This is a genomic window from Bacteroides luhongzhouii, assembly GCF_009193295.2.
GTDB lineage: Bacteria > Bacteroidota > Bacteroidia > Bacteroidales > Bacteroidaceae > Bacteroides > Bacteroides luhongzhouii.
On the sequence record NZ_CP059973.1, the window covers coordinates 1,700,397 to 1,727,378 of the forward strand.

The 26,982-nt window shown below is 42.6% G+C and carries 21 protein-coding genes and 1 pseudogene; 11 read left to right on the forward strand and 11 right to left on the reverse strand.

All coding sequences use genetic code 11. From position 1 onward, the window contains the following. Window positions 1-27: 27 nt before the first annotated feature. The 7 genes from GD631_RS06200 to GD631_RS06230 all read right to left on the reverse strand — a co-directional run bounded on the left by GD631_RS06200 (window position 28) and on the right by GD631_RS06230 (window position 7,767). On the reverse strand, window positions 28-1,296 hold the full coding sequence (locus GD631_RS06200; RefSeq protein WP_143256832.1) for a phospho-N-acetylmuramoyl-pentapeptide-transferase: 1,269 nt from the start codon (window positions 1,294-1,296) through the stop codon (window positions 28-30). An 89-nt stretch (window positions 1,297-1,385) separates the two neighbouring features. After that, window positions 1,386-2,834 carry a UDP-N-acetylmuramoyl-L-alanyl-D-glutamate--2,6-diaminopimelate ligase gene (locus GD631_RS06205; protein ID WP_143257080.1) on the reverse strand — a complete coding sequence of 483 codons (1,449 nt, stop codon included), beginning with the start codon at window positions 2,832-2,834 and terminating at the stop codon, window positions 1,386-1,388. Window positions 2,835-2,863: 29 nt separating this feature from the next. Continuing rightward, the gene (locus GD631_RS06210; protein ID WP_143257081.1) at window positions 2,864-4,990 is read right to left on the reverse strand and encodes a penicillin-binding protein; all 2,127 of its coding nucleotides are present in this window, start codon (window positions 4,988-4,990) and stop codon (window positions 2,864-2,866) included. A 76-nt stretch (window positions 4,991-5,066) separates the two neighbouring features. Beyond that, window positions 5,067-5,423: an FtsL-like putative cell division protein gene (locus GD631_RS06215; RefSeq protein ID WP_143256833.1), complete on the reverse strand. Its 357-nt coding sequence runs from the start codon at window positions 5,421-5,423 to the stop codon at window positions 5,067-5,069. Window positions 5,424-5,429: 6 nt separating this feature from the next. Then, window positions 5,430-6,344: a 16S rRNA (cytosine(1402)-N(4))-methyltransferase RsmH gene (gene rsmH, locus GD631_RS06220; RefSeq protein WP_143257082.1), complete on the reverse strand. Its 915-nt coding sequence runs from the start codon at window positions 6,342-6,344 to the stop codon at window positions 5,430-5,432. Next, complete coding sequence (gene mraZ, locus GD631_RS06225) at window positions 6,331-6,801, reverse strand: division/cell wall cluster transcriptional repressor MraZ (RefSeq protein ID WP_004315379.1); 471 nt, start codon at window positions 6,799-6,801, stop codon at window positions 6,331-6,333. The genes rsmH and mraZ overlap by 14 nt, the downstream gene beginning before the upstream one ends. 462 nt (window positions 6,802-7,263) lie before the next feature. Then, complete coding sequence (locus GD631_RS06230) at window positions 7,264-7,767, reverse strand: RNA polymerase sigma factor (protein ID WP_004315377.1); 504 nt, start codon at window positions 7,765-7,767, stop codon at window positions 7,264-7,266. A 258-nt stretch (window positions 7,768-8,025) separates the two neighbouring features. Between GD631_RS06230 and glsA the strand changes: the two genes are divergently transcribed. Together glsA and glsB are read left to right on the forward strand one after the other, a co-directional pair. After that, a complete protein-coding gene (gene glsA, locus GD631_RS06235; protein ID WP_143256834.1) occupies window positions 8,026-8,844 on the forward strand; it encodes a lyso-glycine lipid O-acyltransferase GlsA in 819 nt (272 codons plus the stop codon). A gap of 26 nt (window positions 8,845-8,870) precedes the next feature. Continuing rightward, on the forward strand, window positions 8,871-9,887 hold the full coding sequence (gene glsB / locus GD631_RS06240; RefSeq protein ID WP_143256835.1) for a glycine N(alpha)-acyltransferase GlsB: 1,017 nt from the start codon (window positions 8,871-8,873) through the stop codon (window positions 9,885-9,887). Here glsB and GD631_RS06245 read toward each other — a convergent pair. Beyond that, window positions 9,859-11,205, reverse strand: a complete 1,347-nt coding sequence (locus GD631_RS06245; protein ID WP_143256836.1) for a deoxyguanosinetriphosphate triphosphohydrolase — start codon at window positions 11,203-11,205, stop codon at window positions 9,859-9,861. The two genes, glsB and GD631_RS06245, sit on opposite strands and share 29 nt — an antisense overlap. 125 nt (window positions 11,206-11,330) lie before the next feature. Here GD631_RS06245 and dut point away from each other — a divergent pair, with 125 nt between their 5' ends. The 5 genes and pseudogenes from dut to GD631_RS06270 all read left to right on the forward strand — a co-directional run. Beyond that, complete coding sequence (gene dut / locus GD631_RS06250; protein ID WP_143256837.1) at window positions 11,331-11,762, forward strand: dUTP diphosphatase; 432 nt, start codon at window positions 11,331-11,333, stop codon at window positions 11,760-11,762. Between the two features lie 23 nt (window positions 11,763-11,785). Further along, a complete protein-coding gene (locus GD631_RS06255) occupies window positions 11,786-13,558 on the forward strand; it encodes a tetratricopeptide repeat protein (protein ID WP_143256838.1) in 1,773 nt (590 codons plus the stop codon). Next, a complete protein-coding gene (lolB1, locus tag GD631_RS06260) occupies window positions 13,555-14,130 on the forward strand; it encodes a lipoprotein insertase outer membrane protein LolB1 (protein WP_143256839.1) in 576 nt (191 codons plus the stop codon). Before GD631_RS06255 ends, lolB1 begins: the two co-directional genes overlap by 4 nt. After that, entirely contained in the window at window positions 14,127-15,428 is a 1,302-nt protein-coding gene (locus GD631_RS06265) for a murein hydrolase activator EnvC family protein (protein ID WP_143256840.1), read from the forward strand. Before lolB1 ends, GD631_RS06265 begins: the two co-directional genes overlap by 4 nt. A 20-nt stretch (window positions 15,429-15,448) precedes the next feature. After that, a pseudogene (locus GD631_RS06270) lies at window positions 15,449-15,685 on the forward strand (two-component regulator propeller domain-containing protein); the annotation flags it as partial. A gap of 124 nt (window positions 15,686-15,809) precedes the next feature. Here GD631_RS06270 and GD631_RS06275 read toward each other — a convergent pair. Both GD631_RS06275 and GD631_RS06280 read right to left on the reverse strand, forming a co-directional pair. Next, entirely contained in the window at window positions 15,810-18,371 is a 2,562-nt protein-coding gene (locus tag GD631_RS06275; RefSeq protein WP_143256842.1) for a hypothetical protein, read from the reverse strand. Between the two features lie 541 nt (window positions 18,372-18,912). Further along, window positions 18,913-20,727, reverse strand: a complete 1,815-nt coding sequence (locus tag GD631_RS06280; RefSeq protein ID WP_143256843.1) for a glycoside hydrolase family 2 protein — start codon at window positions 20,725-20,727, stop codon at window positions 18,913-18,915. Window positions 20,728-21,009: 282 nt separating this feature from the next. Between GD631_RS06280 and GD631_RS06285 the strand changes: the two genes are divergently transcribed. Next, window positions 21,010-22,572 (forward strand): sulfatase family protein, encoded by a 1,563-nt coding sequence (locus GD631_RS06285; protein ID WP_117512503.1) that lies wholly within the window; start codon window positions 21,010-21,012, stop codon window positions 22,570-22,572. A 114-nt stretch (window positions 22,573-22,686) separates the two neighbouring features. Here the strand turns inward: GD631_RS06285 and GD631_RS06295 are convergent, their stop codons facing one another. Then, complete coding sequence (locus tag GD631_RS06295) at window positions 22,687-23,796, reverse strand: glycoside hydrolase family 43 protein (protein WP_117512504.1); 1,110 nt, start codon at window positions 23,794-23,796, stop codon at window positions 22,687-22,689. Window positions 23,797-23,960: 164 nt separating this feature from the next. On the opposite strand from GD631_RS06295, the gene GD631_RS06300 reads away from it, so the two are divergent. The 3 genes from GD631_RS06300 to GD631_RS06310 all read left to right on the forward strand — a co-directional run bounded on the left by GD631_RS06300 (window position 23,961) and on the right by GD631_RS06310 (window position 26,945). Then, entirely contained in the window at window positions 23,961-24,950 is a 990-nt protein-coding gene (locus tag GD631_RS06300) for a glycoside hydrolase family 43 protein (protein WP_143256844.1), read from the forward strand. Window positions 24,951-25,055: 105 nt separating this feature from the next. Further along, complete coding sequence (locus GD631_RS06305; RefSeq protein WP_143256845.1) at window positions 25,056-25,628, forward strand: RNA polymerase sigma factor; 573 nt, start codon at window positions 25,056-25,058, stop codon at window positions 25,626-25,628. 114 nt (window positions 25,629-25,742) lie between these two features. Then, entirely contained in the window at window positions 25,743-26,945 is a 1,203-nt protein-coding gene (locus GD631_RS06310; RefSeq protein ID WP_143256846.1) for a FecR family protein, read from the forward strand. The last annotated feature ends 37 nt before the right edge of the window (window positions 26,946-26,982 follow it).

Genomic DNA, 26,982 nt, shown 5'->3' on the forward strand with positions numbered 1-26,982 from the left:
AAAAGTTAATAATCGGGTTAATACTCTCTATCTTATTTTTAGCGTTATAATTGTTATTGCTGCCAATACAATGGTTACAATCCAGAAACGGACAGTAATCTTTGATTCGTGGAACAGTTGGTCGGGCTTGGTGAATTTCACCGTACATCCCGGTTCAATCAGACTCATCGAAGTACGGAAATGATCGTGAATTGGTGTGCGCTTGAACAAACGTTGTTTTACACCTTTCCGCTTTCCTGCCTTATAATAAGCCCGTTGCAGGATTACCGACAGATTTTCTACCAGAAATACACCGCAAAGAATCGGTATCAGCAACTCTTTGTGGATGATGATGGCGAACACGGCGATGATACCGCCAATGGTGAGGCTACCTGTGTCTCCCATAAATACTTGTGCCGGATAAGCGTTGTACCATAAGAAACCGATAAGCGCACCGATGAAGGCACAGATATAGATTACCAGTTCTTCCGAGCCCGGAATATACATGATGTTCAGATAGCCTGCGAACTCGATATGCGACGATACGTACGCCAATATTCCTAGCGTCGCACCGATAATGGCCGAGTTTCCGGCCGCCATTCCGTCCATACCGTCATTGAGGTTGGCCCCGTTTGATACGGCGGTAACCACGATGATTGTAACGATGACGAACAAGATCCATCCGGCTGTTTGTGCATGCTCGCCCATGAAAGAAACCAGATCGGCATAATCAAGGTTATTGCTCTTGAAAAAAGGAATCGTTGTCTGGGTCGATTTCAGGTCATTCGTTCCATGTATCACTTCCATCTCCTGTCCCGGATTATGAACTTCGATATTTTCGCGAATCACTACGTCCGGACTAAGATACAGAGTCATTCCGACAATTAAACCTAAACCGACCTGACCGATAATCTTGAACTTGCCATGCAAACCCTCTTTGTCTCTTTTGAAGATTTTGATGTAGTCGTCTGCGAATCCGAGTGATCCCAGCCATACGGTGGTAATCAGCATCAGTATCATATATATATTATGCAGTTTACCCAACAACAAACAAGGGATCAGGATGGCTACAATGATGATAACACCTCCCATGCTCGGTACGCCTACTTTGTTGACGCCGAACGGGTCTGTTTTAGCATCACGCTGCGTTTCTGTGATTTGTTTCCTTTTGAGTAGGTTGATGAACTTATCTCCCCAGATACTTGAAATAAGTAACGCGAGGATAACCGCCATCAAAGCACGGAATGAAGTATATCCGAACATTCCCGCTCCTGGAAAATTGAGCTTCTGCAGCCATTCAAATAGATAATATAACATAAATAACTTGCCAATTTATTGATGTGTTGCTATGCCGCTTCTGCCGGATGAATACCGGAGCCAGTCGGCATATTAGCACAATCTATTCATTATTTAAAAATTTCTTTGAGTACTTCTTTATCGTCAAAATGATGTTTTACTCCTTTTATCTCCTGGTAATTCTCGTGTCCTTTTCCGGCGACGAGGATTACATCTCCTTTTTCTGCCAGCATGCAAGCCGTGCGAATCGCTTCTTTACGGTCGGCAATGCTTAGCGTTTTCTTCATGTCCTCCGCATCCAGTCCGGCGAGCATGTCGTTGATGATGTCTTGCGGCTCTTCGAAGCGCGGATTGTCTGAAGTGATGATGACGCGGTCACTGGCCTTGGCAGCTTCCTTTGCCATGATGGGGCGTTTACCCTTGTCACGGTTACCGCCGGCACCTACCACTGTAATCACTTTTCCTTTTCCTTCAAGCACTCCATGTATAGCATTCAATACATTAATAAGAGCATCCGGAGTATGCGCATAATCTACAATCGCTGTAACTCCCTGCGGCGAACGGACCGCGTCGAAGCGTCCGGCTACCGGATGAAGCGTGCTAAGGGCTACAAGCACCTCTTCTTCTTTCTTGCCTAACAGAACGGCTGCCCCGAATACTGCCAGCAAATTGGAAGCATTGAACTTACCGATAAACTGAACTGCCAACTCATGGTTGTTGAAGTCGAGCAACATCCCTTCAAAATGAGACTCCAACACCCGCCCTTTAAAATCACAAAGGCTTCTCAATGAATAAGTATGGACTTTAGAACGTGTGTTCTGTGTCATCACCAGTCCGTTCTTATCGTCAAGATTGGTCAGACTGAACGCATTCTTGGGCAGCTCGTCAAAGAACTTCTTCTTCGCTTTCAGATAGTTCTCTACCGTTTTATGATAGTCGAGATGGTCGCGGGTCAGATTGGTAAAGATACCTCCTGCAAACTTTAGTCCACTGATACGTTTCTGCGCAATAGAGTGTGAACTGACTTCCATGAAAACATATTTGCATCCTTCATCCGCCATTCGTCCCAATAGACGGTTCAGCGTGATGGGATCAGGCGTGGTATGCTCTGTCGGAATCGGCTCATCGTCGATATAATTGCAAACAGTAGAAATCAATCCTACCTTATATCCGAAATAACGGAATGTATTATATAATAAGGTAGCGATTGTTGTTTTTCCGTTCGTTCCGGTAACGCCAACCAATTCCATTTTGGAAGTCGGGTCGCCGTAGAAAGTAGTAGCAATCTTTCCTACCGCATCTTCACTGTCTTTTACTTGTATATAAGTGATCCCCGCAACAGGCTCTTCCGGCATATTCTCACAAAGAATAGCGGTAGCTCCTTTAGCTATGGCAGCAGGTATGTAGGCATGACCGTCGGCTTGCGTGCCGCGCATTGCCATGAATAGTTGGCCGGCTTCCACTAGACGGGAGTCAATATTGACTCCGGTGATTTCTATGTCTGAATCTCCGGCTACCTCTACCGGTTGGATCGCTTTCAGTAACTCCTTTAATAACATCACTCTATTTAATTTTTAATCTTTAATTTTTACTTTAGCGTCAGCGTCACCGTCTGTCCCTTCTTTACGATGGTCCCGTTGGCTATCGACTGGCTTTTTACTTTGCCCACTCCGACCAGATTGACTTTCAATCCTTTACTTTCCAACAAGTAGACAGCATCTTTCGCTCCCATTCCTATTACACTCGGCACAAAATTCTGCATATTGCTCCGGCTTTCAAGAACCACAGCTTGCGGGGCGGAGTGTGTATTTCCCCACACTTCTTTTCCCGAATCGGCTACTTTTCCCTGTATATTAATCTCCAGCTCTTCCAACACCCGTTGTGTTTCGCGCATCTCTCCGGCTTTTACATTCGGAATGACTACGGAATTGGTATCAATCGCGTTGGTAAGCGGCAATCGCAGGTCTTTGGCATACACTCTTTCTGCAATCTTGCTGAATACACTACCTGCCATCAAACCTCCCGAAGCCGGCAAACCCGGTTTCTGAATAGAGACAATCATACTATATTTAGGCGCCTCTGACGGGAAATATCCGCAGAAACTAACCAGGTAGTTCGTTCTTCCCGTCTTGTATCCGGCTGCTCCTTGTGAAATCTGTGCTGTTCCCGTTTTACCTGAAACGTGGAACTGCTTGCTTCCCGCAGGCTTGGCAAGTCCTTCACCGACCACTTTCCGGAGTATTTCACGAATCTGTGCCAGGGTCTTATCCGAACAGATTTTAGGATTGATAACTTCCGTCGGGTATTCTTTCACGACTTCCCCGTCTTTTATGGCAGCTTTAACAAACTTCGGACGCACGCTGACTCCATTATTGGCTATTCCATTGTAGAATGTAAGAATATTGATCGGAGGAACCTGTGTCTCGTATCCGATACTCATCCACGGCAAAGTGGTCTTCGCAAAATAACGTTCTTTCGGACCACGGATATTCGGCTTTCCTTCTCCTGAAATCTGCAGGTGGAGCGGTTGGTCAATACTCATCCGTTTCAATCCGTCTACGAACTTCTGTGGATTGCTGCCATAGAAATGATCTATAATATAAGAGGTACCGACGTTGGACGAAACTCCCAGAATTTCAGTAACAGTCAGCTTTCCATATCCTCCACGGTGCCAGTTGTGGTCTTTCATGACACGTCCGTACATTGGCATCTGTCCGTTGCCGGTGTCTACCACATAGTCCGGAGTGATCTTGCCGTCTTCAAGAGCTACCATGATAGAGGCCGTCTTGAAAGTAGACCCCGGTTCAAGCATATCGCTGATGGCATTGTTGCGCATTTCGTAATATCCGCCGTCTTTGCCTTGCATCATGTTGACGATAGCCTTTACTTCTCCGGTAGCTACTTCCATCAATACCACCACGCCTACACTGGCATTCAGCTCTTTCAACTTGTCCACCAATGCTTTCTCGCAAATATCCTGCATACCTACGTCGATGGTACTAATAAGATCACAACCGTCAACCGGTGGCACATCAACAATATTCAGGTATTTGTTCATTACCTTCTGGCGGTGCGTCAGTCCGTCCCGTCCTTTCAGGATGGTGTCGAAAGCAAGTTCGATGCCATTTCTGGCTCCTTTGGCAGTATCTGCATACACATCTCCCAGCGTACGGGCAGCCAGTGAACCGAAAGGTTTCTTGCGCTGATTGTAAGCCTGTTCTTTGAATCCGCCTTTATAGCGGTTCAAACAGAATACAGGCAGTCTCTTTACCTCTTTATATTGTATATAGGAGATACGTTTCGGATAAATCAGATAATTGCGGCTTTTTGCCTGGCGTCCTTTCTTGAGGTGTGCCTTGAATTGAGCCGCACTCTTGTCCGGGAATATCTTGTGAAGTCCGATACAGATTGAATCCATATTGGCATTGAGGATGGAATCCCGGCGTGCCTGATCTTTCTGCCTGCGTTTTTCATCCTTTTCACCGGACATAAAGTCCATATATATTCTGTACTCGGGCAGAGAGCTGGCCATCAGTTTACCGTCAGAAGAAATAATGTTTCCACGATTAGGTTTTACCGTCACATTCTCTTTTACGAAACGGTCAGCCACATCCTGCCAGTATTGTCGTTCGGCAAACATGGTGATGCCTGCTTTTACAACAATAGCTACTCCTATCAACGCCATCAACAGGATGACGAAGAAGTAACGGGTCATTATGTTCTTTTTATTAACTGCCACAGTATTTGTCTTTTAAACGCTTAACTATCATTTATCAACTATCCGCTATCATCTATTTAATAAGGTAAGGAGGATTGGTTGATGTTTGCAAATCGCTTTCCTTACTCGATATATAATCTTCAATGCGTGACTGGCGGCTCTTTTCCATCAGCTCCGAGCTGCGAGTCAGTGCATCGTATTTAATGTCTGTCAATTCCTTTTTCAGCCGGTCTATTTCGATCTGTTGCTGTTGACTGGCATAACGATTGTGAATGTAGAAGATGATGAATACCATGATAAGTACCAGCAACTTCGTTTGACGGCGGAAAAAATCGGTAGCCAGAATGTCTCCACCCAGAATACTCTTCAGAGAGGTGCGTTTTTTCTTCTTGCCCTCTTCTGTTTTCTTATTTACTACTTCTTCTTCCATATCTTTCTATTTCTTTTCTGCAATTCGTAATTTGGCACTTCTCGACCGTGGGTTTCGTTCTATTTCTGCTTCATCGGGAACGATTACCTTATTGTTGACAAGCCGGAAAGGCGTTTGCAAATTTCCGAAGAAGTCGGTTTCTGCTTTTCCTTCTATGTTTCCTGTCTTCATGATGTTTTTCACCATGCGGTCTTCCAATGAATGATAAGTAATTACCACCAGTCTGCCGCCCGGCTTTAAAGCTTTCGTTGCTGCCTGTAACATCTCCTTCAGCGCTTCCATCTCTTGATTTACTTCGATCCGTAGCGCCTGGAACACTTTTGCCAGCTCTTTCTTTTCGCGTTCACGACCGAAAAGCGGTTTGATGATTTCCAGAAACTCGCCGATGGTCCGGATGTATTGTCCGCTTCTGGCTTTGACAATGACAGAAGCCAGTTTGCGGCTGTTTTTCAGCTCTCCGTACAGGTAGAGGAGGTTTGCAAGACGTTCTTCCTCGTAAGTATTCACGATGTCTGCTGCTGTAATTCCGGCACGCTTGTTCATACGCATATCCAGCGCTCCGTCAAAACGGAAAGAAAAGCCGCGTTCGCTATCATCGAAATGATGGGACGATACGCCGAGGTCAGCCAGGATCGAATCCACCTGTTCAATGTCGTGGTAGCGCAGGAAATTTTGCAGGTAACGGAAGTTGCTGCGCACAAAGATGAAATGAGGGTCGTTGACAATGTTCCTTTCAGCGTCCTCGTCTTGGTCGAATCCCAGCAGGCGTCCGCCTTCTCCGAGTCGTGAAAGTATTTCGCGCGAATGTCCCGCTCCTCCGAATGTAACGTCTACATACGTTCCGTCCGGCTGGATATTCATCCCGTCAACGCTTTCTTTCAGCAATACAGGTACATGATATGTCAATTCATCTTTCTCCATCTTGTCTATTATCATCGTTCATAATTTCTTCTAATGCTGCACCGAACTCTTCGGGCGACATGAAAGGCTGTTCTGCCCGCTCTTTCGCCCAGATCTCTATCTTGTTGTCGATGCCGATAAAGCGTATATCCCCATGGATGCTGCAAATCTGCAAATATCGTTTCGGGATTAATATACGTCCGTTGCTGTCAGGTGTCACCACTTCAACGTCGCTCACAAACTGTCTGAAAATGAGTTGGTGTTTGCTGTTCCATTTGTTCAGCCTGCTGCGAAGCTCGTTCAACTCCTCGTTCCACACGCTCTCGGGGTACAGGGTCAAACAGTCCTGAAATACGTCTTTGCGCATAATAAGCCTTTCTTCGGAAGCTGCTTGTAGCTGCTTCCTGAAGGTAGCGGGTATGAACACCCTTCCTTTGGCGTCCGCCCTGGCTTCAATATTTCCTAAAAAACGTATCATTACCTTATTATAATAAGCGACCGTAAAAGTATGAAATTCCCCACAATTCCCCACAACTTTCCATAAAAAACTTTCAGAGAAGTTTTCAACAGAATGTTAAATGTCTATTTGCTTGAAAATGATGCGGCTTTGAGAGTAGTCTGCTGGTGGGGGAGTTATGGCAGTAAAACGGGAAAAAATGTCTGTATAGGTGAATTTTAAATAATAGGGTAGTGAAGACTTCTTTTGATGCAATAGGAATTTGTCCGACACCCGGGTCTCATCATACCTGACACCCGGGTGTCAGACCCATTGAGACCCGGGTGTTGTAGGTGTTGAGACCCGGGTGTTGTGCAACTAATCTTAGTACTAAAAGAAAAGGCAGAATATACCGGAGTATTTCTGCCTTTTAATCATTATCAAAACTAAAATCTGTATTAAAGAAATATGTGATCTGAGATCACCAATTTATATAGTTAAGGTCTAGCGGAAGTCTTTCAATTCTTCCTGTAATTTCTGGCGCGTGAAGAAAATACGGCTTTTTACTGTACCTAGCGGGAGGTTCAGCTTTTCCGCAATCTCACGGTATTTGAATCCTGAAACGTGCATGGCGAACGGAACTCTGTATTCTTTGGGGAGTTTGTTGACTACACGGTGCATCTCTTTCAGGTCGTATGCTCTTTCTGTACTTTCTGAACTTCCGTCTTGTGGTAAATTCAGATGATAAAGATTATCCGTCTGATCGACAAATGTCTGGTCGCGAACTACCTTGCGGTAGTTGTTGATGAATATGTTGCGCATGATGGTATACATCCATCCTTTGAAATTTGTATCAGGGGTATATTTATCTTCATTATCTAATGCTTTTAATGATGTCTCCTGCAACAAATCGTTTGCTTCTTCACGGTCAGTTGTCAGTTTGTAAGCGAAGCGTAGTAATTCATCTTGTACTCCTACTAAATCTTTTCTGAAGCTTAAACTTTTCATATGTGTTGCTTTTTAAAGGTGAATATTCGTTTGTTATTTTCGATGTTGCAAGTTTACGTGAATTTCTGAAACCTGATAGGGGGAAATCCGACGTTTTTATACCCGAAAACTATCTTCGGATAGTTTTTAGGTTGTTTTTGATAGTTTTTGGGTGGTATTTTTTTATCTTCTGAACTTAAATCCTGCATTTTCTACCAAATTATTGCGATTAATAAAAAAGAACCGTTAATTTTGTGCCATCATTTTTATTTGAAAAGAATGACTGATGACTCTTTATTTTTGATTGATGTCGATAAGATACTTCGGACAAAGGCTCCGAAGCATTATAAGTACATCCCTAAATTCGTGGTTTCTTATCTGAAGAAAATTGTTCATCAGGATGAAATTAATGTATTCCTGAATGAGTCGAAGGGTAGATTGGGTGTGGACTTTCTGGAGGCATGTATGGATTTTCTGGATGCGAAAGTGGACGTGAAAGGCATTGAAAATTTGCCTAAGGATGGTCTGTATACTTTTGTTTCTAATCATCCGTTAGGCGGACAGGACGGTGTTGCGCTTGGTTATGTGTTAGGAAAACACTATGATGGGAAAGTGAAATACCTGGTGAATGATCTATTGATGAATCTTCGCGGGTTAGCTCCCCTTTGTATTCCTATTAATAAAACCGGCAAACAGGTAAAAGACTTCCCGAAAATGGTGGAGGCGGGATTCCAGTCCGATGATCAGCTGATAATGTTTCCTGCCGGACTGTGTTCGCGTCGTCAGAATGGAGTCATTCGTGACCTGGAATGGAAAAAGACATTTATAGTAAAAAGCATACAAGCAAAACGTGATGTAATACCTGTGCGTTTCGGCGGTAGAAATTCTGATTTCTTTTACAACCTGGCAAATATATGCAAGGCATTGGGTATTAAGTTTAACATCGCTATGTTGTATCTTGCGGATGAAATGTTTAAGAATCGCCACAAAACTTTTACTGTCACTTTTGGCAAACCCATACCTTGGCAGACTTTCGATAAATCGAAAACCCCTGCACAGTGGGCTGAATACGTAAAAGATATTGTTTATAAACTGTAACTGATAGAACAACTATAACAAGGAATATGGAAGAGATTATTAAACCGGTAAGCAAAGAACTGCTGAAGGCAGAATTGACGGAAGACAAACGCTTACGAATGACGAATAAGAGTAATAATCAGATTTATATTATTACTCATCAGAATGCTCCTAATGTAATGAGAGAAATTGGTCGTTTGCGTGAAATAGCTTTCCGTGCTGCTGGTGGAGGAACTGGTCTGTCAATGGATATCGATGAATATGATACGATGGAGCATCCTTATAAGCAGTTGATCGTATGGAATCCGGAAGCGGAAGAAATTCTGGGTGGTTACCGGTATCTGCTTGGTACGGACGTGCGTTTTGATGAAAAAGGCGCGCCAATTCTGGCAACTTCCCACATGTTTCATTTTTCTGATGCTTTTATTAAGGAATACCTGCCGCAGACAATTGAGTTGGGGCGTTCGTTTGTTACGTTAGAATATCAGTCTACCCGTGCCGGAAGCAAAGGATTGTTCGCTTTGGATAACCTGTGGGATGGGTTGGGAGCGTTGACCGTAGTTATGCCGAATGTGAAATACTTCTTTGGCAAAGTGACCATGTATCCTAGCTATCATCGTCGTGGCCGTGATATGATTCTTCATTTCCTTAAGAAACATTTTTATGACAAAGAGAAGCTTGTTACTCCGATTGAGCCTCTGCAGCTTGAGACTTCCGAAGAAGAGTTGAACGCATTGTTCTGCAAGAATACTTTTAAAGAGGACTATAAAATATTGAATTGTGAAATCCGTAAATTGGGATATAATATTCCTCCGTTGGTAAATGCGTATATGAGTTTAAGCCCTACGATGCGCATGTTCGGAACAGCAGTCAATTACGAGTTCGGTGATGTGGAAGAAACCGGTATCCTGATTGCTGTAGACGAGATTCTTGAAGATAAACGAATTCGACACATCCAGACGTTTATTGAAAGCCATCCGGATGCGTTGAGGTTGTCTTCTTGTGAAGGGGAAGAGGTTTTTACTCCTAAAGTGGTTACACCGCAGGCAGACTGTTCCCGTTAATTTTACGATAAAGATCAAGAGCAAAGACGTCGGTCATTCCCGATATATAATCAAGTACCGCCTGTATTCTTTCATAGAGTACGGGCGATTTTATATTGTATTGGCTGGAAACTCGGTCGATCAGGAGTTTGGAATAAGCTTCTTCCGGTGAGGTTACAGCATCTATCATTAATTCAAGCAGGGTGCTGATGACGCGAAAACCGGCCAGCTCAATATCCAGTACGTCCCGCGAACGGTAAATTTTCTTCATGGATACCTCGGCGCAGTGTTTATAGGCTGCCGCCGGACGTTCGGCAATACGTTTGATGAGTGTTCCCTCGAATGTACCGGATAACAGTTCCTGTTCATGATCCACAAAGACACGAGTGCACTCCCGGATCAGTAAACCGATAACGGAAGAACGCAAATAAGCGATTTGTTCATTGATGTCGTTGACAATCTGGAATGTTTTCCGGAGATGCCCCTGTCGTTCTTCGCTGAAATAGGACATTAACAGTTCCTTGGTTTCTTCTGTGGTGAGAAGCTTCAGCTTGTATGCATCCTCAATATCCATCATTTGGTAACAGATGTCGTCCGCAGCTTCAACTAAATAGACTAATGGATGGCGTGCGTACTTTAAAGGATGCTCGTTGAGCAGAGTCAGCCCTAATTCGGTTGCTATTTTTTGGAAGCTTTCTTCTTCGCTGACGAAGAAACCAAACTTCGATTTGGTACCCGCAAGACTCGATGAAAAGGGATATTTCACGATAGAAGCCAGAGTGGTATATGTCAGGACGAATCCGCCTTTGCGACGTCCTTCAAACTGATGTGTCAGTATCCGGAATGCATTTGCATTTCCTTCAAAATGTGTCAAATCTTCCCATTCCATCGGAGAAAGTTGCTCACCGTTCGGCTGTTTCTCTTTCAGACGCAGCCCTTTCCCTTCGGAGAAAAAGGTGGAAATGGCTTGCTCGCCTGAATGGCCGAAGGGCGGATTGCCCAAATCGTGTGCCAGGCAAGCGGCAGCAACGACAGAGCCGATCTCCGGCAGGAAAGAATCCTGAAGTTCCGGTTGACGTTCCAGAAGCGCTTTGGCTACATCATTGCCGAGTGAACGGCCGACGCTGGAGACTTCAAGGCTGTGTGTAAGCCTGTTGTGCACAAAAACGCTGCCCGGTAGAGGGAATACTTGCGTTTTGTTCTGTAATCTGCGGAAAGGAGCCGAAAAAATGAGACGGTCATAGTCCCGTTGAAACTCCGATCGATTTTCCTGTCGCTCTTCATGGAATTCTTCCATTCCGAAACGTTTAGCTGATATTAATTGGTTCCAATTCATCATTATTGTTTACGATTTAGCTGTTTACCATTCGCAAATTGGCTGCAGGTACATTATTTAACTGCAAACTTAACTATTTTTCAGTTCAAAATGTGTATTTTCGCCCGTTAAATAGTAAACATGCATTTATGAATATTCAAGTTATCAATAAATCGAAGCATCCGCTTCCGGCTTATGCCACCGAATTGTCCGCAGGAATGGATATCCGTGCTAATCTTTCTGAACCTATCACACTGGAACCGTTGCAACGTTGTCTGGTGCCGACAGGATTGTATATCGCCCTGCCGAAGGGATTTGAGGCGCAAGTCCGTCCACGTAGCGGACTGGCGATAAAGAAAGGTATCACAGTACTTAATTCTCCGGGTACGATTGATGCGGATTATCGTGGAGAGGTTTGTATCATTTTAGTCAATCTCTCGTCCGAGGCTTTTGTTATTGAAGATGGCGAACGTATCGCGCAGATGGTGATAGCAAAGCACGAACAGCCTGTATGGAAGGAAGTGGAAGTGTTGGATGAAACGGAACGCGGAGCCGGTGGCTTCGGACATACCGGAGTATGATGAATGCTTAATCGAAAAATAGAATGAAGATAAAAATAGGATGGCTGTTCGTGACGGTGTTAGCGCTCACTTCGTGTGGGGGAACCCGTTCTATGCGTACAGCAAAAACAGCAGTGAAGGCGGATGCATCCTTTTCGGTAAAAGAATCATTGATTCCTGCTGAACAACAGCGTAAATATGACTACTTCTTTTTGGAAGCCATGCGGATGAAAGAAAAGAATGAGTATGATGCGGCATTTGGCTTGTTACAGCATTGCCTGGATATCAACCCGAACGCTTCTTCGGCGCTTTATGAAATATCGCAGTATTATATGTTCCTCCGCCAGGTGACGCAAGGGCAGGCGGCTTTGGAGCAGGCGGTGGCTTTTGCTCCTGATAATTACTGGTATAGCCAGGGGCTGGTCAGCCTGTATCAGCAACAGAACGAGTTGGATAAGGCTGTAACGTTGCTTGAAAAAATGGTAACCCGTTTCCCGTCAAAGCAGGAGCCTTTGTTCAGTCTTCTTGATATTTACAGTCGTCAGGAGAAATATAATGATGTCATTTCTACATTGAACCGTTTAGAGAAACGTTTGGGTAAGAATGAACAGCTTTCTATGGAGAAATTCCGTATTTATCTTCAGATGAAAGATGATAAGAAAGCATTTCAGGAAATAGAAAGTCTGGTGCAGGAATATCCGATGGACATGCGTTATCAGGTGATATTGGGAGATGTGTATCTTCAGAATGGAAAAAAGCAGGAAGCTTATGATGCATATCAGAAGGTGCTGGCTGTAGAGCCTGACAATCCGATGGCTCTTTTTTCAATGGCTTCTTATTATGAACAGACCGGTCAGAAAGAGTTGTATCAACAGCAGCTGGATACTTTGTTGCTGAATAAGAAGGTGACTTCAGATACCAAAATCAGTGTTATGAGACAGGTGATTGTGGAAAACGAGCAGTCGTCTGCTAAAGATAGTACTCAAGTGATTGCCTTGTTCGACCGGATGATGAAGCAGGAAATGGATGATCCGCAGATTCCAATGCTTTATTCTCAATATCTGTTATCGAAGAATATGGAAAAGGAGGCTGTTCCGGTATTGGAGCAGGTGGTTGATTTGGATCCTACCAATAAGGCGGCTCGTCTGATGCTGGTTAGTGCGGCGGTGAAGAAGGAAGACTACAAGCAAATTATCAAAGTTTGTGAACCGGGTATTGAGGCCACTCCTGATGCGTTGGAACTTTATTATTATCTGGCTATTGCATATCATCAGGCAGAACAAACGGATAGTGTATTGAGTGTTTGCAACAGAGCATTGGAACATGTAACTGCCGATACCAGAAAAGAAGTTGTTTCGGATTTCTATTCAATTATGGGGGATATTTATCATACCAAGAAACAGATGGCGGAGGCTTATGCCGCTTACGATTCGTCTTTGGTGTACAATCCTTCCAATATTGGTGCATTGAATAACTATGCTTATTATCTGTCTGTGGAACGTCGTGATTTGGACAAGGCGGAGGAGATGAGTTATAAAACGGTGAAAGCCGAACCTAATAATTCGACCTATCTCGATACTTACGCATGGATTCTTTTTGAAAAGGGAAACTATGCCGAAGCCCGTATCTATATTGATAATGCAATGAAGAATGACGGCGAGAAGAGTGGTGTGATTGTGGAGCATTGCGGAGATATTTATTTTATGACCGGCGATACTGAAGGTGCGTTGGAATATTGGAAGAAGGCACTGGAAATGGGTAGCGAGTCGAAAACGTTGAAACAGAAAATAGAAAAGAAGAAATATATTGCGGAATGAAAAGAATAGTTTATCTACTGTTGGTGCTAGTGGTGTTGGCTGGCTGTAAGAGTTCGAAGCACTTGGCAACCTCGGAAACTAAGACTTCGACAAAGGCTCCGGCATCCAGTTACCTGGCTTCCAAGCTTCAGTTGACCATTCCCGGTAAGAAGGGAAGTATGTCTGTAGGGGGAACCATGAAGATGAAAACTCATGAGCGGGTACAAATCTCCTTATTGATGCCTATTCTGCGTACGGAAGTGGCACGTATAGAAGTTACTCCCGACGAAGTTTTATTGGTAGACAGGATGAATAAACGCTTTGTTCGTGCCACTAAAGCTGAATTGAAAAACGTATTGTCGAAGAATGTGGAGTTTTCCCGTTTGGAAAAGATATTGATGGATGCCTCTCTTCCTGGTGGAAAGACGGAGCTGACAGGAAAAGATATAGGAATCCCTTCATTAGAAAAGGCTAAAGTTCAACTTTATGAGTTTTCTACACAAGAGTTTTCAATGACTCCGACGGAACTGACGGCCAAATACAACCAGGTTCCCTTGGAGGAATTAGTAAAAATGCTGGTAGCTTTATTATGATGAAACGTTTCTTTGTTATTCTAATCAGTTGCCTTTGGCTGGCAGTTCCTCTTTTCGCTCAATCGAACAAGTTGATTCGTGAGCTGGAAAGTAAACGCGGTGCGCTGCAAAAGCAGATTGCCGAATCGGAATCTATATTGAAGGATACAAAGAAAGATGTGGGAAGCCAGTTGAATAGTCTGGCAGTGTTGACCGGACAGATTGAAGAGCGGAAACGCTATATCATGGCTATCAACAATGATGTGGAGGCTATCCAGCGTGAATTGGCTTCATTGGAGCGCCAGTTGAGAGGCTTGGAGAAGGACTTGAAAGATAAAAAGAAGAAATATGAAGCTTCTGTCCAGTATTTGTATAAGAATAAGTCGATAGAGGAGAAGCTCATGTTTATTTTTTCGGCAAAGAATCTGGGGCAGACTTATCGGCGTATGCGATACGTTCGTGAATATGCCACTTATCAACGTCTGCAAGGGGAAGAAATCCTAAAGAAACAGGAGCAGATACGCAAGAAGAAAGCGGAACGTCAACAGGTGAAAGCCGCCAAAGAGAACCTGCTGCAAGAACGTGAGAGTGAGAAGGGTAAGTTGGAAGAACAGGAAAAAGAGAAACGTACGTTGGTAGCTAATCTGCAAAAGAAACAGAAAGGATTGCAGAATGAAATTAATAAAAAACGCAGGGAAGCTAATCAACTGAATGCCCGCATTGATAAATTAATAGCGGAAGAAATAGAGCGTGCCCGTAAGCGTGCGCAGGAAGAAGCTCGTCGTGAAGCGGCTGCGCGTAAGAAAGAGGAAAACAAGGAGGGAAAATCCGCTGCAACGGAGACGACCGCCAAATCGAAACCTCTCGAGGCTTATACCATGAGTAAGGCGGATCGGGAATTATCGGGCAACTTTGCCGCTAATCGTGGGAAATTGCCAATGCCTATATCCGGTGCTTACATCATCACCAGCCGTTACGGACAATATGCCGTAGAGGGTTTGCGCAACGTGAAACTGGATAACAAAGGTATCGATATCCAGGGAAGGCCCGGTGCGCAGGCACGTGCCATTTTTGATGGAAAGGTGGCTGCTGTATTCCAATTGAACGGATTATTTAATGTGCTTATTCGTCATGGTGATTATATTTCAGTTTATTGTAATCTTTCTTCTGCCTCCGTTAAAGCTGGTGACACGGTGAAGACAAAGCAGAACATTGGTCAGGTCTTTTCTGATGGTACGGATAATGGACGAACGGTATTGCATTTCCAGTTACGTAGGGAGAAAGAAAAGTTGAACCCTGAACCTTGGCTGAATCGATAATTGAATAAAAAACACGTAGAATGAAGTTAACTAAAATACTAATATGCTTGCTGGTTTTTTGGACCGGAACACTATCCGCGTCTCCTTATTTTTCGTTCAAGAAATATCAGGTAGAAGATGGATTATCTCATAATACCGTGTGGTGCGCCCTACAAGATAGTTATGGTTTTATCTGGCTGGGTACCAGTGACGGATTGAACCGTTATGACGGGCGAGGCAATAAAGTGTACCGGAATGTTCTCAACGATAAACTGTCATTCCGTTTAAAATAGAATTAATAGAAAATTAAATGAATAATGGGGATGAAGGATTTCGGATCAGGAATAACTTCATTCCCATTAATAATATTTGAATATTGGGTTATTTATTCTACAACAAGAACTATTGCTCCGCTTGCCCGATTGTAGAATACTTCATACTTCCTATTTGTCCATCCTTATTCATCGTTTCCGCTTGAATAATCACCGGAGTGGAATATTGGTTATTGTAACATTCAATCACAGCTTTTCCATTTTCATCTGTCCGTACAGACGGATTCCAGTAGAGCGTTCGTCTTTTGTCCACTTTATCCATATACAATTCTTTGGTCGGGTAGGCAGGTAAATAATATTCTAGTGCATGAGTATATCCCTGAATGACCGTTTGCCGGGTACCAAGTACGGCAGTCTGACTTTTGTTCAATACATCACGTCTGGGTAGGGGAATCAGGTAGAAAACACTGTATTTATCCAGTTTGCTGATATCCACTCCCGTACTATCCGTAACTTCGGACATTTTGGTGTTTTGGATAATCTCGTCATCAATGCCTCCTGTTCCTTTGCTGATGATGATAGAAGCCAATCCATCCACTTCGGTCAACATCATTTGAGTCTCTGTCTCGGATAAAATGTGGTTATCCATGATATAGCAGATCGGTTTCTGCCGATAAGTAAGCTTGTCATTGCTACGATCCCAATCGAATTGCGGACTCAACTTTTCCATTAATTCCGGAATAGTTGTGACAATCTTCCCATTGTCACGTAATAAATCTACAGAGCGGCGTACATCGTAATAAGCGTCGATGCTTTTCTCATTGATTTTAGTAGCCATATTACTTCCTTGCCGGCGTTTGCTTTTGATTTCCACTTCATCTAATACATAAAGTCCTTCTACTTTCCGGATAGAATCCATGTATAGAGAATCAAAATTCTCGGCTTTTTGTTGCCAGTGGGTCAAGTCCTTCCATTCAGGATGAAGCTCCTTGTAGCCGTAGGCTCGGGGAGCAGGTGAGAAATTACGGTCGATCAGGATAGATGCATCCTTGTTGCGTTCTTTACCGACTTTCCGGGTTTGGATCACCGCTTCCGTGGTTCCTTCAAAGTCTTCTACAGGAATGGTGAAACGACCGTTTTCATCGGTCACGGTTCCTCCAGTGATAAATTGGTCATCTTTCTTCACTATCACACTAAGCGCTATATCTTTCAGCTTATTCTTGAGGATCGTTGATTTAACCTGTCCGTTCAACACTAATTGAGCTTCCGGTAACTGCAACGGAGTGAAAGGAGCAGTAGAAATGGCTTGGCTCATGTCATATTTACGCCATCCATGCACCATTAATAATATATCCAGTTCCGTTTGCTTCCGGGGAGACGGCGATGCAAAATAATAACCGGGCTGATGGATATATCCTTTTAAATCAGATGTTAACAGCAAATCAGTGAAGATGTTGTTATCATACTCTAGATAATCAGACCGGATGGCATCCCGGATACTGACCGATACATCTCCCGATATCGGTTCTCCTTTGGCATTCTTTACTTGTAACTCACAACGAATAGGAGCGTAGGGAGTATACACCTCTTTCAGTCCCTCTGCGGATAGTTGTAGAGGAGCACGTGGATTGGAAAAGATAAAACGTTCGCATAACGTATTACCAGCCCGGTTAATGAGGCTGACTTGCAGTACGCCTGCTGGTAGTTTGCGGGTAGGCAGAATGAACTCTTGTGGAGCGTCCGCCCGGCAACTAATCAATTGATGAACATACGGGCGTCCCTGATGACTGATAAATACAGCCAATGTGTCTTGAGGAGTAGCGGCGTTGCAGGATACTTTCACCAAAAGGGCACCGGCATTGTTGACAGTACTCAATACATACCCGTTAGGCAATGCCTGTGGAAGGGTAAATTCATACTTCTTTCCTTGAAAATTGACTTTGGCAACGGCCGGTTGTGCAGAAGGTGTATATTCAAAATGCCCCATTCCATCGTGCAAAGTCTCGAAAGAAGTGATTTCTGCTCCTTCTTTGGTATAAATCGTTCCCGACAATTCTATATTCCCTTCATCTTTACTTTCCGCCTTGAAAGCCATTTGCGAAGTCACTCCTTCCACTAATTGCCCTCCTTCAGGAAAAAAGCGCACACTCAACTTCTCCTTTGTTTTTGACGGACGGTTTTCCATCGACGGACTAAGTTCGTAAGTTGTGATACTACGTTCCAGCTTATCACTATTCGCAAGTTGATAAATAGGGAAAGTACGTGAGAAATACTGCGGTTCGTTGAAAGCAAGCATCCAGCGGGTATAGGCACGTACCTCATAATAGCCGGATAACATGGAACGAGGAAGAACGAATTGTCCGTTTCCTTCTCCCTGCGTCAGTTTGATGATTTGTTTATCTGCTATATGTCCTGTCTGATCCACCAGTTCTACATACAGAGGGCGGCTGATCTGACTGAAAATCTGTTGTTCGGCAAGAGTGACATAAGCCTTAAACCAGATCGTATCTCCGACATAATAACTCGTGTTGTCAAAATGTAAATACGCTTTTTCCCGTGGAAAGTTGTTGGCAAATGTCTGGGCTTGGCTCATGTATTGCGCAAATACAGTTTTAGCAGGAGGTGTTTCTCCCCATGCTATTGCTAATGATAAGCAAAAAGAAAGAAGAAAAGTAATTCGTTGGTTTTTCATCTCAGTAGTTTTTTTAACTAAAATACAAAGTTAGAATATATTGGCCTAAAAATAGAAAACGAATTGTTCAATAAACGAAAAAAACTATTCACAGTAAAACAAAAGTTCACAAAAACGTTATATGTCTGTTTAGTATCATATATACCTTATTTGGTTCTTTATTGGTTAGCATTTTCCTTCTTTTTCCACAAACTTCTCAATTTTTGTTTTTCCAGATAATTGATAATACTATGGAAAAGAAGAATTACTTAATAACTGTCCCTTTGGTTAGAAAAAGAAAACATTATTGGTGATAAGCGTTACGAAAATGAGGTGAAAGAGATGAAGCGGACTATGAAGCAATATGTGGAACAAGGACGTTCTACTTCCAGTGAAAAAGTATCGAATGATACGAAGAATAACTGGAATTAAGTAAAGATCTTTATGCAAGAAAAATAAACCTGTCAGAAGAGGAAATAAGATATAAAAAAAACAGCACCCTGAATAGGCTTTCAGAGGTGCTGTTTTTAGTTCAACAAGGAAAAGAGTATTATTCTATTTATTATTTATTCAGAGAGTTACAGATCTGTTGGTTGATTTCTCTGACTTTAGCTTCATTCATCTTGATAACTTTACGGTCATAAGTCATCAGACCGTTGATTTCACCTTCTACGTCTGTTGTCTGGGTATATACGGCAGCAGAGAATCCTTTCTGGATCAATTCCAACAGATGTTTGCCATATTTAATGTATTCGTTCGTTACTTCGTCCGATGTATTGAACTTCACATAACCCCAGTTTTTCTTGTCATTCACCCAAGTGTTTCCTTCTACTACCAAGCCGATACCTCCATATTCACCCAATACGGTAGCGCGTCTCGGATCGTAAAGGAACATGTTCGGGCCCGGATAGTGGTGAAGGTCGAGAATATCACCACAAGTATAGTGATTACCACCACTGGCAGGATTTACCAAGCGGCTAGGATCATATTCTTTGGTCCATGCTACGATTTCCGGAGTCTTGAATTGTCCCCATGCTTCATTGAAAGGAACCCATACGGCAATACTCGGATAGGAATACAGGCAGTCGATGATTTCTTTCCACTCTTTGCGGTAGTTAGCTTCCGAAGCAGCGGAACGAATCACTTCTCTGCCGTTAAAGTAGTTGCGTGCCTGCCACTGTGGGCTAGGACCACCGTTCGGCATATCTTGCCATACGATCAATCCTAATTGGTCGCAATGAGTGTACCAGCGTGCTGGTTCTACTTTGACGTGCTTACGTACCATATTGTAGCCGAAGTCTTTCGTCTTCTTCAAGTCATAAACCAATGCCTCGTCTGTCGGTGCAGTATATAAACCGTCAGGCCACCATCCCTGGTCGAGCGGACCGAACTGGAAATAGTCTTTGTTGTTCAATTGCAGGCGAGTGATACCATTCTGACCTTTGCGGATAGAATATTTACGCATAGCCGTATAACTCTTTACCTGGTCTATTGCTTTTCCGTCTTTATACAGAGTCACTTCCATATTGTAGAGGAAAGGAGAGTCCGGAGACCACAGTTTGGCATTGGCAGGCATTGCCAGTTCAACGGGTACTCCGTTCAACGCTGCACCTTTGGCTACAAGGTTCTTGCCATCGAATACTTTTACTTCCACTTTGTCTGCAGAGGTCGTATTGGCGGCAACTTCTACCTTAACAGAATTATTGTCAATATCGGGAGTAGTTTTCAGATTAGTGATGTATTGTGTTGCTACCGGTTCCAACCACACTGTTTGCCAGATACCTGTAACCGGAGTGTACCAAATGCCATGAGGATTTGCTATTTGTTTTCCTCTGGGTTGTTCGCCACGATCTGAAGGGTCCCATACTTTTACTACCAGGTCATTATTCCCTTTATTAAGTACAGAAGTAATATCGAAGTAGAAAGGAGTAAATCCGCCTGTGTGTTCGCCTACTTTTACATCGTTCACCCAAACTTCTGCTTTCCAGTCTACTGCTCCGAAGTGCAACAGGATTTGTTTACCACGCCAGTTGGAAGGAACGTCGAAAGTACGTTGGTACCACAGTTCTTCTTTCTCGTTTATCATTTTGCCTACGCCTGATAAAGACGATTCTACGGCAAAAGGAACAAGAATATCACCCTGGTAAGCAGCAGGTGCAGGAGTACCTTTGGGAGTGATTGCATATTTCCAAAGCCCGTTCAGGTTTTTCCAGTCACTGCGTTCCATGATAGGACGCGGATATTCCGGCAATACGTTTTTAGGGTCAAGCTGTTCACCCCACGATGTTTTGATTTTGTCACCGGCAGGTTTCCATTGAGCAAAAGTCGAACTGCATAGAGCCAATGCAAGCAGCATTGTTAGAAAATTCTTTTTCATGTTCATGGTATAAAAATATAGTTAGTTATTAGATATAAATTCTATTAAAAGGATATTGCAAAGAAAGGGGAATTAAAAGAGAATAAAGGAAATTTACCGTTCAAAAAACAATAAATTCTCTTCTTTTTGATCAAATAAAGAGTTTTTTGCTAATAAAACGGACTGTTGACTAATTTTTGTCCTTTATTGAATGGCTATTTTCGTAACTTATCGGAAAGATTGCCGAACTTTGGGTGTGAGTAATTCATATACTTCTTGTTACTAACTTATTACGATGCTATTATGAATAGAAAAGTTTTATTCTCAATCTCTGCTGTTTCCGGTATGATAAATATCATCCCAATGTCAGCACAAACACCCAAACCCAATGTTGTTATCATCATGACCGACCAACAGCGAGCTGATTTGTGTGGTCGCGAAGGTTTTCCGATGGCTGTGACTCCTTTTGCCGATTCTCTGGCATTGAGCAATGTGTGGTTTGATAAAGCGTATACGGTAGCTCCTGCTAGTATGCCTGCGCGTTGTTCCATGTTTACAGGACGTTATCCAACTGCTACGCATGTCCGTACTAATCATAATACTCCTGATATGTATTATAAGAAAGATATGCTCGAAGTGTTTAAAGAACAAGGATATAAAACTGCGTTAGTAGGTAAGAACCATGCGCATGTGAAAGGGAAAGACTTTGATTATTGTGAGGAATATTTTCATTGGGGAAAGAATCAGCGTGATACGCAGGAAGACAAGGACTTTGCATATTTTCTGAATAATAAAGCGAGAGGACAATATTTAGAACCTACTCCTTTCCCGGCAGAAGCGCAGAACCCGGTGAAGATTGTCACTAAAGCCTTAGCTTGGGCGAAACAGCAAAAAGATTCAGCATTCTTTATGTGGGTTTCAATGCCTGAACCGCATAATCCATATCAGATATCAGAGCCTTATTTCTCGATGTTTTCTCCGGAAAAGATACCGGCAACTTTGACTGGCCGGAAAGATTTATCTAAAAAAGGAAATAAGTATGAGATTTTGGCGGAATTGGAAGATACATCCTGCCCGAACCTGGCAGAAGATCTTCCTCGTTTGCGTGGAAATTATTTAGGAATGCTTCGGCTGATTGATGACCAGACCAAACGTTTGGTTGAGGGGTTTAAAGCTGCCGGACTTTATGAAAACACCATTTTTGTAATCCTGTCAGACCACGGAGATTATTGTGGGGAATATGGCTTGATTCGTAAAGGTGCGGGAGTGCCCGAATGTCTCACCCGTATTCCAATGATTTGGGCAGGATACGATATTCATCCGCAAAATGCTCCAATGGATGCGCATGTTTCTATTGCTGATATCTTTCCCACCATTTGTACGGCTATCGGTGCAGATATACCTATGGGAGTGCAGGGACGCAGTTTATGGCCGATGCTGACTGGTAAGTCATATCCTCAGAAAGAGTTTTCAAGCATTATGGTGCAGCAAGGTTTCGGTGGTGAAGATTTTACTCGGGATGAACCGTTGACATTTGTTAAAGAGGGGGCTTTGCAACCCAATAAAATAGCTCACTTTGACGAACTGAATACCTGGACACAAAGCGGAACTGAACGTATGGTCCGCAAAGATGACTGGAAACTGGTACTTGACAATTATGGTCGTGGTGAACTGTATAACTTAAAAGCCGATCCTTCCGAGATTAATAATCTTTATAATAAAAAGAAATATGCCTCCAAACAAATGGAATTGCTGGAAGAATTGATGACTTGGGAACTCCGTGTACAAGACCCATTGCCCGTGCCAAGAAATCGTTATCATTTTAAGCGGAATCCATATAACTATCATTTTGAAGATAAAAAATAGAACTGAATAACTAGAACTTCTGTATCAGTGAGATTCTTTTGTTATTCAGAAAATAGTCATTGCCATGGGAGGATTAAAACGCTCATATCTTGGCTCTGAAAGTACAGAATGTCATTAGTTCTGATTGTCTGGAGAACCCGAAGGCTTAGCTATCGGTTCTCCGGCTTTGTCCGGGATGCCCAATACAGGCATCCCGTCTTTATCCCACTCTATTTTTTGCAAGCGGGGAGAACGTGAGTCCATAGCACCCGGAGCATCATTCGGTATCTGACGGGCATGATAAAGCATATAACATTCCTTTCCATCCGGTGAAGAGACGAAAGAACTGCCGCCGGGGCCAAAAACTTCATTCTCCGGTTCCTGCTGAAATACGGGTGTCGGATGTTTCTTCCAGGAAGCAGGGTCCAATAGGTTGGCATTGGCGTCTGCTGTCAGTAATCCTACACAATAATAGGGAGTCCAGCTACCGCTGGCGGAATAAAAAATGCATACTTTATCTTTATTCTTCGGCTGAAAGAAATGAGGTGCTTCGTTCACATGGATCGGATAGGCTGTTTTGCTGCCATCGGGATTCACCCATTGACACTCCCATTCATATTCAGGTTTGGAAATCAGGACTCTGTCGGAAGAAAGAGTCCATGGATTTTCCATCGAAGCGATGTAAATACATTGTGTTTCGCTGTCAATCCTTCGTTTTTGCCATCCGCACCAAATCATGTAACGCTGTCCGTTGTGCTCGAAAGTACTCGCATGAATTGCCCAGTTGTTATCTTTGTCGGTCGGGATGCGCCCTTTCATGACAAACTTACCCTCTGTAGGAATATTAGCTTCATTCTCAATTACATAAATCTGGTGATTGTCCATGTTGCCATCGTCTGCAGCGAAGTAAATATACCATTTGTTGTTGATGCGATGCATTTCGGGAGCCCATAAGTGATGGGAGTTACTAGGGTCGGTTGGTATCCATACAGGCTTTTTAAGACTATCGTTCAAGTTTGTAATATCACTGGTTTCCCAAAGCACGATTCTGCTTTCAGCGCCTTGTGTATAATAATATTTCCCTTCATGAAAAACGGCCCATGGTTCTGCTCCCCTTTCACGTAACGGATTTGTATAAGTAGCTCCTGTTACGGCTTCCTTTTTCGGCTCTGTTTTCTTCTTGGGTTGACAGGATACACAAATAATGACTAAAAGTACGGCTAATAATAACAATCTGCTTTTCATGGCATTTTTCATTTAATAATGACACTGCAAAGAAAGCACAAAATCTTGATAAATCATCTTTTTTTTGCAGATTGGTTAGTATTTATCCTTAATTGGTTGGTATTTATTGAATTTCTAGTTGTTTTTTCTCATCTTTGTAGCACGAACTTTAAAATTGATATTGTATGAAACTGAAGCACTTTATTCTTCTTAGTATTATTTGCTGTTCCCAGTCTGTATTTGGACAAAAAGCCAATCAACAACTGAAGACGAGTGGCAATCCTGTATTCCCGGGATGGTATGCCGATCCGGAAGGAGTTGTATTTGGGGATGAATACTGGATTTATCCTACGTATTCAGCACCTTATGATGAACAAACCTTCATGGATGCTTTTTCGTCTAAAGACCTGGTGAATTGGACAAAGCATTCGAAAGTGTTATCAAAAGAGAATATAAGTTGGTTTAAACGTGCTTTATGGGCACCTGCCGTGATTCATGCGAATGATAAATATTATATATTCTTCGGTGCGAATGATATCCAAAGCAATAATGAACTGGGCGGTATTGGTGTAGCTGTGGCCGACAATCCTGCCGGACCATTCAAAGATGCGCTAGGCAAACCTCTGATTGATAAATTTGTAAATGGTGCGCAACCGATCGATCAGTTTGTTTACAAAGACGATGACGGACAGTATTATATGTATTATGGTGGCTGGGGACATTGTAATATGGTGAAACTGGCCCCGGACTTGTTGAGCATCGTGCCGTTTGAAGATGGTACCCTTTATAAGGAAGTAACCCCCGAAAAATATGTAGAGGGACCTTTCATGCTAAAACGTAACGGAAAATACTATTTTATGTGGTCGGAAGGCGGTTGGACCGGACCGGATTATTGTGTCGCTTATGCAATTGCCGACTCACCGTTCGGACCTTTCAAAAGAGAAGCGAAAATATTACAGAGAGATCCCAATATTGGAACAGGGGCCGGCCATCATTCAGTTGTAAAAGGGCCGGGAGAGGACGAATGGTACATCATTTATCATCGCCATCCTTTGGGGGAAACGGATGGAAACGCTCGTGTGACCTGCGTTGACCGTATGTACTTTGATAAAGATGGAAAAATAAAACCCATAAAGATGACTTTCGAGGGAGTAGAGGCAAGCCCATTGAAGTAAAATCTGAAAAGTTCAGCCCATCCGTAATTAATATTTTAATAAAGATGGGCTTTTTTTGATTTATTGTTTTATTTTTGTCCTTATAAATTAAACATACTTATTATAATGAAGCCAGATATACACACTCTTTCCGATTCTCTTTTGTGGAAAAGGTTTCTCGAAGGAGATTCGAGTGCGTATAACCAAATCTATAATCGAACGGTGCAAGATCTGTTTCGATTTGGGCTATTATATACTTCAGACAAAGAATTAATCAAAGATTGCATACATGATGTGTTTGTGAAAATTCACATGAATCGTGCAAAATTGGCCCCAACTGATAATATTGCAGCTTATTTGACGGTAGCGTTGAAAAACACTCTTTTTAATGCGCTTAAAAAAACAACAGACTCTCTTCCATTTGATGAAATAGGTGAGAGAGAAGAAACGGTTGACGAATCCCCTTCCACTCCGGAAACTATATATATTAATAATGAACAGGAACAACTAGTTCAGGCAACCGTACATAATATGATGTCTGTATTGACGGACAGACAGCGTGAAATTATTTATTATCGATATATCAAAGAGATGAGTATCGATGAAATAAGTAAAGTGACAGATATGAATAATCAATCTGTTTCTAACTCTATTCAACGGGCTTTGGGACGTATCCGGGACTTATTTAAGAGAAAATAAGAGAGAATAACCAGCCCATTTTTCCTGCCTACCAAAAAAAAGTGGAAAAAAACTTCGAAAAAGGTGAGTATAAAATGAAAGTACAACTGTTATCCATACGTAAAGACAATGAAAATGATGAACTCTGAACAAAAACATACAGATTTTTCCCTATATACTTTTGAAGAATTCCTTCAGAATGATTTCTTTATTTCTTCCATGAATAACCCTACGGAAGAAACACAGAAGTTTTGGGATGAATTTGAATGGTTGAATCCTTCTAATATAGATGAATATATAGCTGCAAAAAGATATTTGGAGGTTTTTTCAAAAGAGAAAGAAGAAGTGCTTTCAAACGAGGAAACGGATGATTTATGGACTCGTATTCAGGCAACCAATATAAATAAGGAGAAGGCGAAACGTAAGAACTATTTCTTGATAGGATTGAGCTCGGCGGCCAGTGTTGCCATTCTTGTGGGATGTTTCTTCTTGTTAAAGAGTTATTCTTCGATGCTGGACCCGGATATTGCCACCTTTGCAGTGAATTCCAAAGCTGATTTGCCTCTGACGGAAGAAACACTGTTGATTTTGGCGGAAGATAACGTAGTGAGCCTGAAAGAAAAAGAAACGGAGATTACGTATGATTCCGTAGAAATCAAAACAAATCAGGAAAGTATACAAAAGGAAAAATCGGCTGCTTACAATCAATTGGTCATTCCGCGTGGAAAGCGATCGGTATTGACGTTTGCCGATGGATCTAAAGTCTGGGTGAATGCCGGCACGAGAGTGATTTATCCGGTAGAGTTTGAAAAAGACAAACGTGAAATCTATGTGGATGGAGAAATCTACATAGAAGTAGCCAGAGATGAAAACCGCCCTTTCTATGTGCGGACCAAAGATATGAATGTCAGGGTGCTTGGTACTAAATTTAATGTAACGGCGTATGAGTCGGAAGCAATTAGAAGTGTAGTGCTGGCGCAAGGATGTGTTCAGGTAGAGACAGCCCGGACTCCGAAAGCGATTTTGGCTCCTAATCAGATGTTCAGTTCTGCCGATGGAAAGGAAAATATATCACAAGTAGATGTAGAACAGGCAATATCGTGGATAAATGGACTCTATTGTTTCCAAAGTGCCGATTTGGGAATAGTCTTGCAACGCCTGTCTACCTATTATGGTGTGAATGTAGAATTTGACCCAGCGCTAAGTAAAATAAAATGTTCCGGAAAAATCGATTTGAAAGACAACTTTGAAACAGTTATTAATGGATTAACCTTTGTTGCACCAATTTCTTATGCCTATGATGAACAGTATAAAACGTATCGAGTAGTAAAGAAATAGATATGAAAAGATAAGATAACAAACTAATCTAACTCCC

What these genes read in the sequence shown, in the direction of transcription:
- GD631_RS06245 (WP_143256836.1), bottom strand. Translation starts at nt 11,205, where the DNA reads ATGATGAATTGGAACCAATTAATATCAGCTAAACGTTTCGGAATGGAA.
- rsmH (WP_143257082.1), bottom strand. Translation starts at nt 6,344, where the DNA reads ATGGAGAAAGATGAATTGACATATCATGTACCTGTATTGCTGAAAGAA.
- GD631_RS06310 (WP_143256846.1), top strand. Translation starts at nt 25,743, where the DNA reads ATGATGAACTCTGAACAAAAACATACAGATTTTTCCCTATATACTTTT.
- glsA (WP_143256834.1), top strand. Translation starts at nt 8,026, where the DNA reads ATGACTGATGACTCTTTATTTTTGATTGATGTCGATAAGATACTTCGG.
- GD631_RS06265 (WP_143256840.1), top strand. Translation starts at nt 14,127, where the DNA reads ATGATGAAACGTTTCTTTGTTATTCTAATCAGTTGCCTTTGGCTGGCA.
- GD631_RS06230 (WP_004315377.1), bottom strand. Translation starts at nt 7,767, where the DNA reads ATGAAAAGTTTAAGCTTCAGAAAAGATTTAGTAGGAGTACAAGATGAA.
- GD631_RS06305 (WP_143256845.1), top strand. Translation starts at nt 25,056, where the DNA reads ATGAAGCCAGATATACACACTCTTTCCGATTCTCTTTTGTGGAAAAGG.
- mraZ (WP_004315379.1), bottom strand. Translation starts at nt 6,801, where the DNA reads ATGATACGTTTTTTAGGAAATATTGAAGCCAGGGCGGACGCCAAAGGA.
- glsB (WP_143256835.1), top strand. Translation starts at nt 8,871, where the DNA reads ATGGAAGAGATTATTAAACCGGTAAGCAAAGAACTGCTGAAGGCAGAA.
- GD631_RS06275 (WP_143256842.1), bottom strand. Translation starts at nt 18,371, where the DNA reads ATGAAAAACCAACGAATTACTTTTCTTCTTTCTTTTTGCTTATCATTA.
- lolB1 (WP_143256839.1), top strand. Translation starts at nt 13,555, where the DNA reads ATGAAAAGAATAGTTTATCTACTGTTGGTGCTAGTGGTGTTGGCTGGC.
- GD631_RS06295 (WP_117512504.1), bottom strand. Translation starts at nt 23,796, where the DNA reads ATGAAAAGCAGATTGTTATTATTAGCCGTACTTTTAGTCATTATTTGT.
- GD631_RS06255 (WP_143256838.1), top strand. Translation starts at nt 11,786, where the DNA reads ATGAAGATAAAAATAGGATGGCTGTTCGTGACGGTGTTAGCGCTCACT.
- GD631_RS06280 (WP_143256843.1), bottom strand. Translation starts at nt 20,727, where the DNA reads ATGAAAAAGAATTTTCTAACAATGCTGCTTGCATTGGCTCTATGCAGT.
- dut (WP_143256837.1), top strand. Translation starts at nt 11,331, where the DNA reads ATGAATATTCAAGTTATCAATAAATCGAAGCATCCGCTTCCGGCTTAT.
- GD631_RS06210 (WP_143257081.1), bottom strand. Translation starts at nt 4,990, where the DNA reads ATGACCCGTTACTTCTTCGTCATCCTGTTGATGGCGTTGATAGGAGTA.
- GD631_RS06205 (WP_143257080.1), bottom strand. Translation starts at nt 2,834, where the DNA reads ATGTTATTAAAGGAGTTACTGAAAGCGATCCAACCGGTAGAGGTAGCC.
- GD631_RS06285 (WP_117512503.1), top strand. Translation starts at nt 21,010, where the DNA reads ATGAATAGAAAAGTTTTATTCTCAATCTCTGCTGTTTCCGGTATGATA.
- GD631_RS06200 (WP_143256832.1), bottom strand. Translation starts at nt 1,296, where the DNA reads ATGTTATATTATCTATTTGAATGGCTGCAGAAGCTCAATTTTCCAGGA.
- GD631_RS06215 (WP_143256833.1), bottom strand. Translation starts at nt 5,423, where the DNA reads ATGGAAGAAGAAGTAGTAAATAAGAAAACAGAAGAGGGCAAGAAGAAA.
- GD631_RS06300 (WP_143256844.1), top strand. Translation starts at nt 23,961, where the DNA reads ATGAAACTGAAGCACTTTATTCTTCTTAGTATTATTTGCTGTTCCCAG.